This window comes from Phycisphaerae bacterium (assembly GCA_041652575.1).
Taxonomy (GTDB): domain Bacteria; phylum Planctomycetota; class Phycisphaerae; order Sedimentisphaerales; family UBA12454; genus UBA12454.
Window position 1 is genome coordinate 150,374 of record JBAZHC010000004.1, and the last position, 18,336, is coordinate 168,709.

Here is an 18,336-nt window from a genome sequence, read left to right on the forward strand (position 1 = left end):
GCCCAATCATAAGGAACATATTATGGTCAAAAGTTCCGTCATTATACAAGTCAAATATACCGTAACCAGGCTTACATTCATAGTGTCTGTTATTTCACCACACTCCGCAGACAGTACTGTCCGCATATTTCTTTTGCACAAACTATTGTGCCTATTATACTTGTCCAGCAAAAATATTCAATCTTTTTCTCTTTAACGTGATAAGGAGGTTTTAAAAATCTTATGATATATTTGAGATATTGCTAATATTTTTCATATAAACACTAATTTAAAATTCTTCTTCTATTGGCTATTATTAACAAAACCGGATTATGCGGAAAATTATTTGGAAACAACTCGCAATACTTGTCTATCAAATTATTTATTGCTGAGCTAATTACTGCCGGCTTTGATGCTGTCTTTGCTGAACGATCTTATATCGGTCTTTTCCAAAATGCCATCAGCAAGGAGATTGGCGATGAGTGGGCTGTTACTATCCATCGTTACCCAAAGGATATGATGATATACGCCGGGCAAAGTATCGGGAAGTCCGCCGGCTCCGGAAGTACCCATTACAATATAATCACGATTGTTTCTGAGGGTATAAGAATTGACGTGTTCATGGCCGGCAAAAACAGTGTAAGGCCGGGAGCCAAGAATTTTTTCGAGTTCGAGCCAGTTGGCGGGCGGAGTGGACTGTTTCCAAACAGGTTTGTGCATTACGACAAACGTCCAGCGGACACTGTTGTTATCGGCGAGGACCTTTTTGAAATAACCGAATTGCGCATCGGATATTTTCGAGCCGCTCGCGTCGCGCTCTTTCTGCTCAAACTGTTTGTATAACATTATAGTTTGCGGCGTAACACCCTGCTGAAGGGCTATTTCTTTTAATTTTTTCTTTTCTTTGTCCAGCTCAATCCTGACTTGAAGGTCTATGGCTGCGGAAGGGTCATCAGTATTGATGAACAGGAATAAGACCTTTTTGTAAAGCGCGTGAAAATAAGTTTTATGGCGGCGTTTCTGGTAAATCTGAACCATCATATCGTTTACCATATCGTGATTCCCGGGGACAGCGAAAAAAGGCACCTTTAGATTTGCGACAAGAGAATCAAACTCGTCCCACTGGCGATTGACAAGATTAGGGTCGTCAGTGTAACCATCAATGGCGTCGCCGACACTGACAACAAAGGCCGGCCGTATCAGATTTATCTTGTTTATAACTTGTCCGAAAACACCTTTTTGTTCTTTTCCGGTACGGTCGCCCATCACGACAAAGTGAAAATTGGCAGGATTGTCATACGCACCCTGTATTGTGTTATCGGAGATATTTTTGACAGAAACAGCGGGAATATCCGCCGCGACAGAAATAAGTGAAAATAAGGAAATAACGATAAAAAACATAACTTTGTTAATATTCATAACAGTTCCCTTTTTATATTTTTAAAATTTATAACATGGGATTTCCAGTTTAACATAATATATTCTTACTCAACTGCACCACCGAGCTGTATTTCCAATAGAATATCAAGGTTGACCAGCTTCATTTTTCATTCCCTGAAAATCAACATAAATTCTACGCTATATTAAAAAATTAGTCCAGAAAAATGCGAACTCGAAATCGTCTTAGAGTCAAAATATCTCGTTGCGAAAACATTTGTGCTTGATTTATGCCTAACGGCTGATTATGCTGATTACAGATTCAATAAAATAGATTCTTGCTTCGGCGGTAAAAAACAGCAAAATATACAATAAAAAATGCTTAAAAAAGTTTATAACAGAGAAAGTTTATCATAAATACTTTACTGAAAAGAGGATCAAAACGAAGAGTGGTTTTTTGCTTATATTGGTCTTGACTGTTTTAGTCGGTTTTTGCGGTCCCGTCCGGGGATGAACAGATTGGCAACAATTAATTGCTTAGGAGCTGATATGAAAAAAACGATCCTGCTGACAATGGTTCTAATCCTCATCTTGGGAATTTGTGAAAATACATTGGCCAGTTCCACACAAAAAATATTTGAGCCGAATACTGTCACTGCTGGTGAATTTAAGCTCATTTATGACCCTTCTGCAGGAGAAAAAGAAAAATGGTACATAAACGACCATTGCTTTATCAGAGGCACAGATGGGGTATGGCATATGTTTGGAATAACAAAAAGCGAGCCTGCAGGTCCTGCTGACGAAGTTAAATTCGCTCACGCTACCGCAAAATCATTAACTCAATGTCCATGGAAAAAAGAACCGTTTGCACTTACCGTTGACCCCAATTTCAGAGAAAAGCATCTTTGGGCGCCGCACGTGATATTTAACGATGGTCTTTATTATATGTATTATTGTGCCGGCGATGACGACCACAGCAAATATAAAATTCATCTTGCGACTTCAAAAAATCTCTATGACTGGCAGCGATTTCCAGACAATCCGATGGTCGTGGACGGCTACGATGCCCGCGATCCTTTCATTTTCAGACTCAAAGATAAATGGGTAATGTATTATACCGCAACGAGCAAGCCCGAAGGCGGCAATCACAATGTCTGTGCCGTTACAAGCAAAGACCTCATTCACTGGTCTGACAAAAAAGTAGTATATACTGACCCCTGCAGCGGCACATGGGGCGGCAATACTGAATCGCCGCAGGTTATACGCAGAGGAAAATATTATTATCTGTTCATCGGTCCGGGCGATAGTTATGTAACGACTACGGTTTATCGCAGCACCGACCCTTTTAAATGGACATACGAGCAGAAAGTTCCGATTATAAGAACCCATGCCGCCGAAGTTGTGCGGGATGTAGACGGACAGTGGTATATAAGCCATTGCGGCTGGGGTCAGGGCGGCGTTTATCTTGCACCTCTCAAATGGAATGACGGCGTTGACGATAAAGACACTTCCCTTCCACCGCCGGGAACATTCAGGAAAATATCTCTGAAAACTTATCGCGACAAAATGATGGCCGGCTGGCTGGGACAAATGGTCGGTGTAACATGGGGTTATCCTACGGAATTCAAATGCCTTGGAAAGATAGTTCCTGACCAAAATGTGCCTGTCTGGAAACCAGAAACAATTAACGATGCTTTTTGGCAGGATGACCTTTACGTTGAGATGACTTTTCTCAAAAGTATTCAGGATTACGGCTTTGATGTTTCTTATAATCAGGCTGGAATCGATTTCGCGAATACTAAATTTGAACTGTGGCACGCCAATAAAGAAGGCAGAGACAATTTAAGAAAAGGCATCGCCCCTCCTGATTCGGGCCATCCAAACTTTAATAAGCACGCAGACGATATCGACTATCAGATAGAAGCTGATTTCGCGGGGATTATTTCGCCGGGTATGCCGAACTTTGCAATCGAGCTTGGCGACAAGTTTGGCAGGATAATGAACTATGGCGATGGTTTGTACGGTGGATATTTCGTTTCCGCAATGTACAGCCTGGCTTATTTCGAGAAAGATATAAATAAAATTATCGAAGGCGCTCTTGAGTATATTCCCGCCGAAAGTCAATACGCACAGGCAATTAATGACACTATCCAATGGCACAAAAAATATCCGAAGGATTGGCAAAAAACGTGGAGCCTGATAAATGAAAAATATCAAAAGAATATGAACTTCAGGCAATTTTCCTGCGATAAAGGCGACTTCAATATCGACGCTAAAATTAACGGCGCTTATGTGGTAATGGGGCTACTCTACGGCAAAGGAAATATTGAAGATACTATAGAAATAGCAATGCGGTGCGGTCAGGACTCCGACTGCAATCCCTCAAACGCCGCCGGAATATTATTTACAACTATCGGATATGCGAGACTGCCTGAAAAATATAAAACAGTCAAGTTCGACCAGAAATTTGACCATACCGCTTATAATTTACCTTCGCTTTTTGACCTTTGCCAAACACTTGCTGAAAAAGCGGTTTGCCGTTCCGGAGGTTTCGTAAAAAAAGATATGCTTCTTGTTCCGTCTTGTCCGGCCAAACCTGTAAAACTTGAGCAGTCTTACTCGCCCGGAGACATTGCCGAAAGCAAATACGCAAAAGAACAAATGAAATTAATGCCGGCTGCTGCTAAATAGTTTAAGGGAAATGATTATGAAAAAACTTGCCGTTATTGCTCTGATTTTGTCTCTTGCCGCAATCGTTTTCGCATCGCAAAGCGTCTTCACAGGTTTTGCTTATACCAGCGGCGACAAGCTGATGGACGAGAACGGCCAGATGAAATTTATCAGCTTTAATATTCCCTGCCTGTTTTATAACGAAGACAATATGGCATTTACTGAAAAAAATCCATGGCGTCTGTCGAACGAATTCGAAATTAACGACGCTCTCGAAGCAGTAAGGCAAATGGGCGGACAGGTTATAAGAACATATTCTTTATCCGTGCGCCGTAAAGGTGAAGACCCCAATATTCCAAGACATATAACAGGACCAGGTCAGTTCAACAAAGAAGCTTTTATTCCGCTGGATTACATTCTTGCAATCGCCAATAAAAAAGGCATTCGTGTAATAATTCCATTTATTGACAACTGGAAATGGTGGGGAGGAATACCGGCTTGTGCAGAATTTAGAAGCAAAAACTTTAACGACTTCTGGACAGACAAACAGTTATTCGAAGATTACAAGCAAATCGTCAGTTTCGTAATTAACCGCACCAACACAATTACCGGCGTAAAATACAAAGATGACAAGGCGATTTTGGCGTGGGAAACAGGCAACGAACTTACAAGCCCTGACGAATGGACTGCAAAGGCCGCAGCCTTCATAAAAAGCATTGATAAAAACCATCTTGTTATCGATGGTTACCATAACACCCTATTGAAGGATAGTTCTCTCGAAGATAAAAACATTGATGTCGTTACAACTCATCACTATTCGAAAAATCCGCAGGACACAGTATCCCAGATAAAGAAAAACGCTGAAAAAAGCCGCGGCAAAAAACCTTATTTTGTCGGAGAGTTCGGGTTTGTTCCAACTAAGGACGTAGAAGCAATTTTAAATACTGCCATTGAACAGAAAACTGCCGGCGCGTTAATCTGGTCGCTTCGCTTTCGTAATCGCGACGGCGGGTTTTACTGGCACCACGAGCCTTATGGCGGCGATTTGTTCAAGGCGTATCACTGGCCCGGTTTCACTTCCGGTGCAGATTACGATGAAACCAACCTGATGTCTCTGATGCGCAATAAAGCTTTTGAAATCAGGAACCTGCCTGTGCCGGCTCTTGAAAAACCTGCCCCCACTGTTTTGCTTGATATTATGGATAATTCGCAAATATCCTGGCAGGGAAGCGCAGGGGCACAAAGTTACATAGTGGAACGTGCAATAAACGAAAACGGCCCGTGGACAGTCGCCGGAAAAAATATATCAGACACCGCATTCCAGTATAAACCTTTATTTAACGATACTACCGCCCCGCTTGGAGGCAAATGTTATTATCGCGTTAAAGCCCAAAATACCGCGGGAATTTCCGAGCCGTCAAATGTTAAAGGCCCGGTTTATGCTTTCTGCCGAACATTCATTGACGAAATGCAGGATTTGAATTCCATCAGCAGTCATAAAGGCAAAGTATCGCTTGAAAACAATCAGGCTCGCAGATTCAAGGAAGACAGCAGCAGACTTGCCGGCAAAAATGGCTCCTCAATTGTATATCATGTCAAAGAACCGATAATTTCATTTAAGCTGTATGCGTTTTTTCCGGACAACATTCAGGATTTTAAATTTTCCGTTTCAGATGACGGCAAAAAGTTCCAGCCGATTAAATTCGAAGAAGAAGATTACGGCATCGGCAAAGGCGATTATGATTATTATAGACCCGTACTTTATACAAGTGCTTTCAAATCGGATAACAGCAAATACTTAAAAATCGAATTTGCCGGCAAAGCACAAATCGGCAGAGTAGAAATAAAATACGCAAGTCTGCCGACAAAATTCACGCATACCTATTCGCCAACAGGTTTCATAAAAGGTTTCACATGGGGCTGGACCGGCCAAAGAGGCCAGTATCTCGGCGACGGCCCTGCCGACTCGATGAAGAAACTTGCTAAAACAGGCTCTAACTGGGTCTGTATATCATTCGGCGCAGATATGGAAAAGCCGGATATACCTGAAATTCAATGGGGCGATTCCTATAAACGTATGGCTACTGATGCGGAAATTCGCAGAGCTATACAATTGGCACGCGATAATAATCTTAAGGTGGCACTCAAGCCTGTCGTAAATGTTTACGATAGTACCTGGCGGGCATGGATAAAATTCAATGATTCATCAGGCAAAAAGGATATGGCCAGGTGGAACAAATGGTGGAGCGATTTCAGACTTTTCCTTTTGCACTACGCCAAAATCGCAGAGGATACTAACTGCGAGATGTTCTGCCTTGGCTGCGAAATGGAATCCACAGAAGAATTTGAAATAAAGTGGCGAAATCTTATTACTGAAATCAGGCAGATTTACGGCGGAGTTCTGACATATAACGCCAATCACGGCAGAGAAAACAAAATTGCATGGTGGGACGCTGTCGATGTAATAAGTATGAGTGCATATTATCCGGTCGGAACTGATGATGTACTTTTAGCTCTCAAAGATGATTTAAGCAAGGTGCCGCCATCTGACCGTTCTGTGGCAGCTATGGAGCAAAGATGGATACCTATCAGGGACAGCCTTGAGAAAGTAAGCAAAAAATTTGACCGTCCGATTTTCTTCATTGAGCTTGGAGTATGCAGCGCAAAAGGCTGTGCCGCGGCTCCATGGACGCACGAAGACCCGAATATGGTTTATGACGGCGATGAACAAAGCAATTTCTATCAGGCCGCAATGGAAAGTTTCTGGGACCAGCCGTGGTTCATCGGTTTTGCATGGTGGGAGTGGTCGTCGAAATTATACAATTTAGATGAAGCTAAAACCAATATCGGTTTCGGTGTATACGGAAAGCCGGCCGAAGATTTGGTTCGTCAGTGGTACAGAAAGGAAAAATAAATGAAAATTCATCCGGTTGACATCTTTATTGTTGCCGCCTATATGGTCGCGATGGTACTGATAGGTCTTTGGGTAACGCGCAAAGCTTCGAAAAATCTCGGCTCGTATTTTCTCGGCGATAATATGATGCCATGGTATATGCTCGGCATTTCAAACGCCGCAAGTATGTTCGATGTCAGCGGAACGATGTGGCTGGTTTATCTGCTGTTCGTCTATGGCGTAAAAAGCGCGTTTATCCCGTGGCTGTGGCCGACGTTCAATCAAATCTTCCTGATGGTTTATCTTGCGGTTTGGCTCAGACGCTCCAATGTACTTACAGGCGCAGAATGGATACGAACAAGGTTTGGAAACGGCACCGGCGCTACTTTATCTTATTTCAGCGTTGTAATATTCGCCCTTGTCAGCGTTGTCGGATTTACAAGTTACGGCTATCAGGGTATCGGCAAATTTGCCGCCGTATTTTTCCCATGGAAGATTTCTCCGCATGTCTATGCCATAGTTATCATAGGCATAACAACTCTTTACACAATGCTCGGCGGAATGTATTCGGTAGTAATAACTGACGTAGCTCAATTCTTAATTATGTTCGTTGCTTCAATAGCCGTAGGCATAATCGCAATGACGCGTACCTCGCCTGAAGCTATCGCTGCCGCTGTTCCTGCTGATTGGGGAAATTTGTGGTTCGGCTGGAGGCTGCATCTTGACTGGTCGGGAATAATGGCTTCGGCAAATACATGCATCCAAAAAGACGGCTGGTCATTATTCTCGCTCTTTATGATGATGGTATTATTCAAGGGAGTACTGGCAAGTATGGCAGGCCCGGCTCCGAACTATGATTTACAGAGAGTTCTTTCAAGTAAAAATACAAGGGCCGCCGCTCTTATGAGCGCTTCGGTTTCTTTTGTCCTGTTTATACCGAGATATTTGCTCATAGCTGGCATCGCGGTTCTTGCGCTGGTATTTTTCAGCCCGCAGCTTAATCAAATGGGGGCCAATGTAGATTTTGAACAAATACTTCCTTATGTTATTGGCAATTTTATTCCTGTCGGATTAATGGGCTTGCTTCTGGCAGGTTTGCTCGCGGCTTTTATGAGCACATTCAGCGCAACCATTAACGCAGGTGCCGCGTATATCGTCAACGATATCTACAAAGGCTATATCAATAAAAACGCATCCAACAGAACGTATGTTACGATGAGCTGCATCTTCACTGTTGTCGTTGTCATAGTCGGTATTATATTCGGTTTAATGACCAGCTCGATAAACGAATGGGTTATGTGGATTGTCGCCGGTCTTTACGGCGGATATGTGGCACCGAATGTTTTAAAATGGCATTGGTGGCGATTAAACGGTTTCGGTTATTTTGCCGGTATGATGGCAGTGATTATAGCTTCGATGATTATGCCGATTGCGCCGTTTTTCAGGGATTTGTCCGCAATATATGGTTTCCCGTTTCTGCTTGCCATCAGTCTGGCGGCATCTATTATCGGCAGCCTTGTTACGCCAACTGAAGATGAGGAAACTCTGAAAAAATTCTACAAACAGGTCCGGCCATGGGGTTTCTGGGAACCAATAAAAGCCATGGTAATATCAGAGAACCCTGATTTTGTGCCGAACAAAAATTTTGGGCGGGATATGATAAATGTTGCCGTAGGTATGGTTTGGCAGCTGACTTTCACTCTTGCTCCTATCTATCTGGTAATAAAAAATTTCCGCGCAATGACAATCTCGGTGATTGCAATGATTATCACATCAATTTTTATGAAACTTAATTGGTATGACAAACTGGATAAAGATTAGTATTTATGGCGCATAGTTCTATATAGAAAACTATTATAACTCTGGGACAAACACCAATAGCATATTCTATGTTTGTTTCACTTCCCAGCCATAGTCAATATATTGATGGTCAAAGGTTCCGTCATCATATAAATCAAAAAGGCCGTAGCCTTCCTCGCATTGATGAAAAGCTCCGCCCCACCATGCGCCGCAGACGGCACCGTCACAAATATAAGTTACATTGTTATATTCAAGACGCTCCAGCAAATGCAGATGACCACTTATACACAGTTTAACATTTTTATTCTGCCAAAACAGGTCAACTAACTTGTGAGTATCCAAATGCATCCATTCATCAGGAAGCGTCCAGCGGCCCTGTTTTAAATTATCGCCATCGAGAAGAACCGCCGCAGAGAGGATGGGAATATGGTTTATAAGACAAATGTGTTTATCCTTATTCGACTGGAGCTGATTAACAAGCCAGTTATATTGTTCATCATCAAATTTGGCTGTATAGACATCTTTCTCATCAGCATGAGTGCTGTCTAACATAATAATCCGCCACTTACCGGCGTCAAATGCGTAGTATCGGTTTTCAAGGCCGAATTCTTTGACGAATCTGGCCTTGCCCCACAGTTCTTCAGAACCTGTGGTCAAACTGTTCTTTTTGTCCCAGCCCCATATATCATGATTGCCGACACAAAATTTAATCGGCAGTTGGCATTCTTTAGCGAGAATTTCTTTAAGAGTATCAATTTGAACTTTCGCCCAGTTATCCTGAGCGCCGAGCAAATCCATCACATTGTCCCCGCCGGTGATTATCACTTCTGGACGGTCTTTAAGCGACTCCACGTGACGCAAAGCAGCAGTTAACCCATCGGGTGCGTTTCGCTTCGGTTCAAGGTGAATGTCCGTCATATGAGCGAATCTGATGCTTCGTTTTTTTGCAGTTTTTTTGATGCCTGATGCGGCTAATGTTTGAGAAGGTCTTAAAACACCGGCTCCTGCAGCACCTGCCGCAATTGCCAGAGAACCGCCGAGGAATTCACGTCGAGTAAGGTTTGTATCTTTAGACATTATGCCGCTCTTTACTCAAAACTGTTTTGTACAATTTTACAGTTCGGAATTTTTGCTAAGGTAATCCAGCACTTCATCCGCATAACAAAAAGCCAACCCTGTAACCGTATCGGCACAGCCGTAATAGACAGCGATTCTGCCGGTTGCCGGATCCTGCAGCGAGGCGCAGGGGAAAACAACGTTAGGCACATCGCCAATGCATTCGTAGACAGTGCGGGGATTTAGCAAATAATCTTTGCTTCGATAAATAACCTTCCATGGTTTTTCCAGGTCCAGCAATGCAGCACCCATACTATAAACGTACCCATTGCAGCTTGTCAAAACGCCGTGATAAAATATCAGCCAGCCCTGAGAAGTTTCAATCGGTATCGGCCCAGCTCCTATTTTTGTGCACTGCCAGGTCAGTTTTTCTGCTTTTGGCGACATCACGTGTCTGTGACAGCCCCAGTGAATCATGTCGGGACTGGAACTAATGAATATATCTCCGAAAGGCGTGTGCCCTGTATCGCTCGGGCGTGAGAACATCATATATTTGCCGTTGACTTTTCGAGGAAACAGCACGCCGTTTCTATTGAAGGGCAAAAATGAGTTTTCCATCTGGTAATATTTCTTAAAATCATTGGTGTATGCTATCCCGATAGTATAACCATGATAATTATTGCACCATGTAACATAGTACCTGTCCTCTATGCGGCAAACTCTTGGGTCATAGCCTTCGATAAATTCCGCAATCTCAGGTTCATTACAAATAAATTGAATCGGTTCAGGGTCAATTTGAAAACTAAAACCATCTTTGCTCTGGCCGCTGTGAATCCGCATATTTCGAGATTTGTCATCAACGCGAAAAACACCGGCAAAACCGCCTTTATATGGAACCACGGCGCTGTTAAATATGCTGTTCGAACAGGGTAAAAGATCCCTTGGTATTATAGGATTTTTGCTGTATCGCCAGACTATATCAGAACTGCTCTGGGGCCTTTCCTGCCACGGCATATGCGGTAAATTTTCCCCTTTGATTATTACTTTTGCTGCCATAACTTTTCTCCGAGCATCAAAGCTTTCATTTGTAATTAAATATTTTTATAGGCATTCTCGCCGCCGTTTAAAAGATGAATCAAAGGCTGCGGACGGTCTTTGCCCTCAATAAATTTGGGTCGTGCTGCCCAGGGAGTAACATTCAAAACGCCCGTTAAATCCATCCAGTACTGCAAACGCGGTACAGCCAGATTCCAAACCATATGTAAATGATTAGCCGGGGCATATTGTTTATATTCGACCATACTTGCATATTTAGGAACGACAAAAGTATGCGGCCAGTCAGGTGAAGTCAGATTACACATAGTCTTGCAAAGCTTGGCTGGAACGGATACTGTACAAGCCTCATCCCAGAACATACTAAACTTGTTATTGGCGGAACAATACGCCATCCTGCCTGCAATACCTTCAATGCCACCCGGCGTCACAAAGGTAGTACTATTTCCGCCACCCGGAAAATAATCAGTACCGGCCAGCGGCATAGAAATCCCTTTCATTATTTCTTTCAGACTTGCTCCGGGCTTTGCCGCCCAATCAAAAGATGCGCTGCCGGAATTATCGCCATCCACCATGCCCCTCCTGATGTAAGGAGCTTTCGGATTAACCTTTACGCGAATTTTATTGGCAATCGCTTTAATTTCCCAGCCTTCCCAAACCTTACGGAAGTCCATAAACAGCGGCGGATTGCCTCCTGACAGCCAGGCTAAGAACAACATGGTCAGCAATCCCTGCATATCCGCTTCGGTCGCATATGGTAGCGGAGCCTTTGGACCGTTATGGTCAAAGGTACTGTTAAACATCGATTCCATTGCATCTGCCACCGGCAAAGGTTTGCCTCGTAAATCAGAACCCCATTCGAGTTGGCTCATAAAGCCGCCGCCTACCGCATTCAAATCAGCCATCAATTGGCGATTAATAAGGTACATAGCAAGACTTTGATTAAAGCGTTCGCTATCAGCGTCTGTTTTCAATTGCAGCCGTTTGCCGAGATGATTATCGAACCAGCCGCGAAGTTCTTTCAGTTCTTTTTTATCATAAGCGCCTTTTTGCAGCATATCTGCCAACAGCTTCATATCCAGCCGGGTAATTTCAAGGCCGAATACATTTCGAGTGGGAAGAATATGTGCAAGTGCGGTTTCCATTCCCATAGAGTCGTGCCCGAAAATCATCACCCTTCTGCCCTTTAATGCCATAACGGTAACCGCCGCATAACACCAGTCAATCAGTGCCGTCGCAGTTGGTTTGCTCATCTTTGGATTCAGTCCGGTATCCGCCCAGTTGCCAACATTCAGATGAACCATTTTGCCGTACTGGCTGATTGCTCCGGAAAGAGCATGTGCATACACGACACCGGGTCTGGGGCCGCTGTTGCCGCAGGTAATATTCAGCGGCGTATCTTTTGGAAACTGCTGGAGCAGTGAAATTGTTGTTAGTTGCGGGAATGCCCATGTATCCGGCGCGCAGACCAGAATATTTACACCTGCCTGACGAAACTGCTGGGCCACTATATCCGCCTGCGGTTCGCCATCTACAAGAACTGAAGAATAAACTACACTAACAGGACTCTTGTCCGGCAGGACTACTTGGCCGCTGATAGTGTCGGCAACCATAGCGATAATATTTTGAGCCCGTTTTCGGCTCGCCGGGTCAATCCGCGGGTCACAAGGGGCAAATACACCGATAACAGGCATTCTCGGAGTTGCCTTATTGATTTCCATAAGACAATCCACTTTCATTTTTTTAATCATAAAAACACACTCCTTCAAAAGGGGTAATCCTATCTTTATACAAGATAAATTTAAAAAGTGAAGAAAAAAATATCCTCTCTAAATAGGCTCGAACCTTCAATATGAGCATACTGGCGAAAAATGACAATAGAAAATTCCGAAAAATCTCAGGTCCGGTATTTTGCTATGTGGATGAAGTTATTGATTGGCCGAGAAACAATTCTCAGCTTTGATTAATATCGAAGCTATTTTAATCCTATAAAGGTCTTTTTTCTTGTATTATCCTATTACAAACGATTGTGCATAGAAATATCTTGCATTGTCGCGGAAGATATTGTAAAATGTAAACTTGGAGGCGGATTGTATAATAGTTTGCGGTCGCAAAGCTGGTTGCGTTTGTGCATATTGAACGTTTGTTCCCTCCTTCGTCATTTTATGAAGACAACAAAATATCTATTTGTAATTATTTCTCTCGCTATCACTTTACAATCTGCCATAGCGGCAGAAGAAGCTATCGGAATTAATTTTTTCGACCTTGCCAATTCCGGTTTAGGTTCCACAACCTGCTGGGGCGACCCCAAATGTTATGTTTATTTAGGCGGCTCGGCTACATTCACAAGATGCAGCACAAATTATGTGCCGGTGAATATGAGCATCGGTGCCGGTTCTCTGGTTTTCACAACTAAAAAACCTTCCGGCAGTTACTGGAATGTTCAGTTCAAACTTGATTGGGGGCATTCGGTTAATTTTCTGCGATATGGCCAAACCCCGCTTCTGCATTTACGAGTCAAATGGGGCACAATCGCGTCAGGCGCAGATGTGCAAATATACCTGACTGACGACCAGTCGATAAAAGATTTGTACCGCTTATATAACGGAACCGGAACTTCATATTCCAACCAGTCGGCTTATGTAACGCTTTCCAATTATGTAACTCCCTCGACCTCTGTCTGGCAGGATGTTTATATCCCGCTGAGCGATTTTCTTATAAATAATCCCAATTTAGACATCACAAGAATCGGCGTACTGCAAATTTCCGGCGCCGGAACATACACATCAACCAATACGATGTATGTGGAAAAGATGAGAGTAGTTCCATCGGTTGCCAGCCAATATTCCGATATGATTAAGGTCAACCAGATTGGCTATCTGCCCAACAGCAAAAAACTCGCCATTGTAAGCTATGAATCCGGTGCGGTATCCTCTCCGCCGACATATTTTCAGGTCAGAGATGCTGCCACAGGTGATATTGTTTTTCAAAGTTACAGCCTTGTGCTAAAGACAGGTGCCGATGACCAAAGCGGCGATATTGTTCGCCACGCTGATTTTTCCGCCTTTACAACGCCGGGACGATATGTTGTCACCTGCCCGGAAATAGGACAGACATCTCAGGCATTTGATATACGAAGCGATGTTTTTGATGAAGTATTCCGCGATTCGCTTAGGTTCTTCTATTTTGCCCGCAGCGGACAGGCAATAGCCGCCCCTTATGCCGAAGGCTATACAAGGCCTGCGATTTACACAAACAATACAACCTGTGCTTATGATTACGATGATAATGCCTCCGATAAGATGTATGACTATGACCCTAACAATATAGGCATTACCGCTCGCGACGTTCAGGGCGGCTGGTTCGATGCCGGTGACCTGCATTTGGATGTTCACAACAATGTTACTTCATTATGGGTGCTGATGCAGACTTTGGACCGTTTTAAAAATAAACTTGGCCCAAATGTTTTAAACCTGCCTGAATCAAACGGTTCGACCAACGATATGGTCCTGCTCATAAAATGGGGACTGGATTGGTTGAAGAAAATGCAAAATCCGGACGGCAGCGTTCATTTTATAGTTTATGCCCCGTCCGGTGTTTATAGCTATCAGAAAATCTCTGACATATCGACCGGCTCTGCATGTGTTGCTGCCGGCACTTTCGCCAAGGCCTATACTCTGTTTTCAACAATCCCCGGCTACGAAACTTATGCCTCCGATTTGCTTACTCGCTCGCAATTATCATGGAATTGGCTCTCGACTCATACAACAAATTACAATCCTGTTTCGCCGGGTATCGGCGAGTGGTCTTACCGCATAAATGATGATACTTCTTTTCGTTCTTTCGCGGCCATCGAACTCTATATCGCAACAGGCAACAGTACTTACCGGACTTTTTTCGAGACCGCGTATAACAGTACAGGTAATCCTATAACTGCTTTCCCCGGAATTGACGATGGCGTAGGTGCTTCTGGTTCATCTTCATATTATAACTATGTCGCTATGCTCACCGGCATCAACGGCATCACTCCGGGCTATCTCGATTATGCAAACACGACAAGGCCCGTAACGGAATCTATAAGAACTGCTATCAAAAATGCATTTATCACTTCGGCTAACCAGCTTGTAAGCAGAGCCTCCGGCGGTTCCGCAACTTACAGGGTTCCGATGCTTATGTTCAACGACCTTTATTGGGGTTCCAGCGGAGTTCTATGCGGAAATGCTTATGTCTTGCTTCAGGCTTATGAATGGACGGGCACCACTACATATCGCGACACTGCCATAGATGTACTGGATTGGGTTTGCGGCCGAAATCCCGTCTCTCGAATTTTCATCACCGGCGATTACAGCGACTATCTGCACGGCACCGACCACTATTCATTTTATATGTTCGACCATTTAAACCCTGTACCGGGCTATCTGTGCGGAAATATCAATATGCTTTCCGGATACTTGTTGCAGCCATATATAAAATATTCGTGGAAATATTATTTGAATCTCCAAAATGCCGCAATTCTTGAACCATGCCTTCCCTGGCAGGCCAACTTATGTTTTCTATTGGGTTATTTTGCCGATGATTTGAAATTGCCTGATACTATTGACATTGCTTATCTGTCTGAATTTTCCAGCGCCTGGCTGACTACACCTGCCGATGCCGGCTGGAATCCAAATTGTGATATCGCTGTTCCGCCGGACCTTATTATTAATTTTAAAGATTTCGCAGTCCTCGCAAATCAATGGATGAACCGGTAATTGGCTGTAAGTTTTAATTATGCCAATGAACGCTGAAGTTGGTAAAATCATTAAAGTTTATTATTCCGTCGCCGACGCCGCGTCGTGGAGAGATCTCGCGATAATCGTTTTCTGTCAGCCATGAATCCGCTAAAATTTGTAAATCATCGGCGTTTGTCATCGTATCTCTGTTAAAATCCGCTTCATAGGGCAGCATTTCCGGCAGGACCATCATCTCTGTCGTAAAATGATAATCGAATGAACTGCCGAGAGTACCCGTATAAGCAAGCTCGACAAAAAATGCTGTCCACCCGTTTTGCGGCTGCGTTACTTGCGCCGTGTAAATTCCGCCGCCCGTATCGATAAGCTGCGTATGAACCCAGTTGTAACCTGTGGTTGAAAACCTGAAATCTCTGGCGGTTTGATTTGTAATCTGCCACAGGTAAACATATTTAGGAGCATCTGTTGTTTGGACGGTTATGGAACCATCTTCATTTATGGCCCAGGAAAATTGCGGTCTGGCCGTCCCATTTAAAAAATCATTATAAAAAGGAACCATACAATTGAATACATCGCCCGTTGCGCCGGAAAGATAATGGTCTGTATTAGGAACGTGTCTTAGATGTTTTTCGCCGGAAAGCCCGCTGAAATAAAATTGAATATTATCGCTGACGAAAAAATTGTCTCCCGCAGCGTTTATAATAAATTTCGGCATTGTCAGCCTGTCTCTGTATGCATAAGGGTCGACAATATTTATTAATTCCGTGCCGCGCGGGGTTTCAAATTGTTCGAAGATGCCCATATCCACGTAAGGCTGCAAAGCGATGGCCCAGAACCCATAAGACGCCCATTCATGCGAAAAAGACTTTTTCATATTCAGTAAATCACTTACTATCGGCGCAACGGCCGTAACTCTTGTGTCAACCGCCGCCGTTAGCCACGCTGTCCAGCCGCGTTTCGAGCCGCCTGTCAAAACAAAATGATTTATTGTTCTGCTGCCGCCTGCGCTGCTGCCTACAAAACTTACCGTTGCGTCCATACACCTGACTACCGATTTGACCATCGGCAGTTGAACAGGCCAGTTTGCATCGCCGCCATCCAAAAATTTTCTCCACGAATAAGCGACTATCTGGTCTTCGGTTCGATATATCGACTCATCCAGAAAATGCAATGGCTGATTTGGAACTGCTTTCAATATTACGATGACCGAACGTGTGGTCGCCGCAAGCCATCTGTATTGATAATCTATGCCCGGCGCAGAGTCTGTATAATTTCCGCCGTCAATTAATATCAGCGCCGCATCCCTGGTTGCTCCAAGCGACAAGTTAGGAACTACAACTGTCATCCAGTGATTCCAAACAGTATGGTCAACTTCCGATAAAGTTCTCCATTGCTGCGAAACAAGTTTTAGAGTGTAACCTTGTGTTTGTGTAAAACTGTCAGGACTGCTGCTGATTAGAGTGTATGAATAACACGGGTCGGCCATTGCGACATAATCGTCCAGTGCCGAACCGTGACAAAACAACGGCTGCACAAACAGCACTAAACATATTGTAATAAGTGATTTCACCTTGTGCCTCCTGCGAACAGATAGTTAATTTATTATATCATAAAAACTTTTTTCAGGAAATGAAATCGTCTAAAATCTCATCTATTTTTTTATAAAATACCAGTTTTTTGAGTGATTAACATAAACATTAAATCGCAATTATTACGTGTAATATTACGCTTATAATTACACATATAATATTATCGCCTTTGTTTGTCAGTTCCGCCTTTGCCCGGGATAACCTCTTATGGCATACTTGTTTTGTTGCGCAATCTGTTGCGGTAGTAGTCAAGAATTACCGCTGCAAGTATCACAATGCCCGTAATAAGTCTTTTTGTCGGCTCCTGAGCGCCGATCTGGGCAAGGCCTGTACTTAGCACACCTATAATCAAAACGCCGAGAAAAGTCCTGACAACCGACCCTTTGCCGCCCATAAGACTTGTGCCTCCGATAACTACCGCGGCTATCGCCTGAAGTTCCAAACCAATGCCCATGTTAGGATTAGCTGAAGAAAGACGTGCCGTTTGAATAACTGCCGCAATCGCCGTCAGGAAAGAACATATTGTAAAAACTGCGATTTTTACCGGTCTTGGGTCTATGCCGCTAAGCCTTACAACTTCTTCATTTGTGCCAATGGCTATCATATACCTGCCGAAAACGGTATATGACAAAATTATCTGGCCAAGCACAATAACTAAAAAAGCGATTATCGCAGGTATGGAAATCCCAAAAATGGCTGCATCGGAAATCCTTTCAACTGCGCTGCCAATGTAAATCGTTCTCGAATCCGTAACAAGATACGCAGCTCCCCGTGCGATTTCGAGCATTGCCAATGTTACTATAAAAGACGGTAGTTTCCAGCGAACGATAACTGCACCATTTAATAATCCGCACGCAAGACCTGTTAGACAGCACAATCCGATGGCCGCGATTAACGGTAAATGCCAATTTATCATCGCAACTCCGAGAACTGCACTGCAAAGAGCCATTACCGAACCGACAGAAAGGTCGATGCCGGCGATTATCAAAACAAATGTCATGCCTGCCGCGATGATTGTGATGTCGGGAATTTGATTTGCTATGGTTTTAAAAGTTATAACAGTAAAAAAATTGTTCGCTGTCAGGCCGAATATGATAATCAAAACTAAAAGTGCACCGAAAAGGCCCGTCAGTTCAGAAACCCATTTTTTTATATTATTTGAAAAAACATTCGGCATATTAACTCCATT

The 18,336-nt window shown here is 43.5% G+C and carries 10 protein-coding genes; 4 read left to right on the forward strand and 6 right to left on the reverse strand.

The window, feature by feature from the left end; all coding sequences use genetic code 11:
- Positions 1-372: 372 nt before the first annotated feature.
- A complete protein-coding gene (locus WC496_04580; GenBank protein ID MFA5292294.1) occupies positions 373-1,398 on the reverse strand; it encodes a metallophosphoesterase in 1,026 nt (341 codons plus the stop codon).
- Positions 1,399-1,905: 507 nt separating this feature from the next.
- On the opposite strand from WC496_04580, the gene WC496_04585 reads away from it, so the two are divergent.
- The 3 genes from WC496_04585 to WC496_04595 are packed head-to-tail and all read left to right on the forward strand — an operon-like array spanning position 1,906 to position 8,740.
- Positions 1,906-4,047 (forward strand): ADP-ribosylglycohydrolase family protein, encoded by a 2,142-nt coding sequence (locus tag WC496_04585; GenBank protein MFA5292295.1) that lies wholly within the window; start codon positions 1,906-1,908, stop codon positions 4,045-4,047.
- 16 nt (positions 4,048-4,063) lie between these two features.
- Complete coding sequence (locus WC496_04590; GenBank protein ID MFA5292296.1) at positions 4,064-6,940, forward strand: hypothetical protein; 2,877 nt, start codon at positions 4,064-4,066, stop codon at positions 6,938-6,940.
- Positions 6,941-8,740 carry a sodium:solute symporter family protein gene (locus tag WC496_04595; protein MFA5292297.1) on the forward strand — a complete coding sequence of 600 codons (1,800 nt, stop codon included), beginning with the start codon at positions 6,941-6,943 and terminating at the stop codon, positions 8,738-8,740.
- A 66-nt stretch (positions 8,741-8,806) separates the two neighbouring features.
- On the opposite strand, the gene WC496_04600 is transcribed toward WC496_04595, so the two are convergent.
- The 3 genes from WC496_04600 to WC496_04610 are packed head-to-tail and all read right to left on the reverse strand — an operon-like array spanning position 8,807 to position 12,579.
- Positions 8,807-9,796 (reverse strand): metallophosphoesterase, encoded by a 990-nt coding sequence (locus WC496_04600; protein ID MFA5292298.1) that lies wholly within the window; start codon positions 9,794-9,796, stop codon positions 8,807-8,809.
- A gap of 36 nt (positions 9,797-9,832) precedes the next feature.
- Positions 9,833-10,831 (reverse strand): glycoside hydrolase family 130 protein, encoded by a 999-nt coding sequence (locus tag WC496_04605; GenBank protein ID MFA5292299.1) that lies wholly within the window; start codon positions 10,829-10,831, stop codon positions 9,833-9,835.
- Positions 10,832-10,866: 35 nt separating this feature from the next.
- Complete coding sequence (locus tag WC496_04610; GenBank protein MFA5292300.1) at positions 10,867-12,579, reverse strand: hypothetical protein; 1,713 nt, start codon at positions 12,577-12,579, stop codon at positions 10,867-10,869.
- A 414-nt stretch (positions 12,580-12,993) separates the two neighbouring features.
- Here WC496_04610 and WC496_04615 point away from each other — a divergent pair, with 414 nt between their 5' ends.
- Entirely contained in the window at positions 12,994-15,579 is a 2,586-nt protein-coding gene (locus tag WC496_04615) for a glycoside hydrolase family 9 protein (GenBank protein MFA5292301.1), read from the forward strand.
- 13 nt (positions 15,580-15,592) lie between these two features.
- On the opposite strand, the gene WC496_04620 is transcribed toward WC496_04615, so the two are convergent.
- Positions 15,593-17,128, reverse strand: a complete 1,536-nt coding sequence (locus WC496_04620) for a PhoPQ-activated protein PqaA family protein (GenBank protein ID MFA5292302.1) — start codon at positions 17,126-17,128, stop codon at positions 15,593-15,595.
- A 224-nt stretch (positions 17,129-17,352) separates the two neighbouring features.
- Entirely contained in the window at positions 17,353-18,324 is a 972-nt protein-coding gene (locus WC496_04625) for an ABC transporter permease (GenBank protein MFA5292303.1), read from the reverse strand.
- Positions 18,325-18,336: the final 12 nt, after the last annotated feature.